Source organism: Aurantimonas marianensis (genome assembly GCF_024195285.1).
Lineage (GTDB): Bacteria > Pseudomonadota > Alphaproteobacteria > Rhizobiales > Rhizobiaceae > Aurantimonas > Aurantimonas marianensis.
The window spans coordinates 1-530 of record NZ_JALHBS010000146.1 but is presented as its reverse complement, the minus strand read 5'-3'; the positions used below and the strand labels follow the sequence as shown (position 1 = coordinate 530).

1 pseudogene is annotated in these 530 nt (G+C 68.5%); it reads left to right on the top strand.

From position 1 onward, the window contains the following. Nucleotides 1-530 (top strand): annotated as a pseudogene (locus tag MJ956_RS18720) (succinate--CoA ligase subunit alpha); the annotation flags it as partial.

Here is a 530-nt window from a genome sequence, read left to right as displayed (position 1 = left end):
TGCTCGGGCCGAACTGCCCGGGCGTGCTGACCCCGGACGAGTGCAAGATCGGCATCATGCCCGGCAACATCTTCAAAAAGGGCAATGTCGGGATCGTCTCGCGGTCGGGCACGTTGACCTACGAGGCGGTGTTCCAGACGACGCGCGAAGGGCTCGGCCAGACGACGGCGGTGGGCATCGGCGGCGATCCGGTCAAGGGCACCGAGTTCATCGACATGCTCGAGCTGTTCCTCGCCGACGACGAAACCCAATCGATCATCATGATCGGCGAGATCGGCGGCGCCGCCGAGGAGGAGGCGGCCGCGTTCCTGAAGGACGAGGCGAGGAAGGGCCGCTCCAAGCCGACGGTCGGCTTCATCGCCGGGCGCACGGCGCCCAAGGGCCGCACCATGGGCCATGCCGGGGCGGTCGTTTCCGGCGGCAAGGGCGGCGCCGAGGACAAGATCGCGGCGATGGAAGCCGCCGGCATCCGCGTCTCGCCCTCCCCCGCACAGCTCGGCAAGACCCTCGTCGAACTGCTCAAGGGCTGA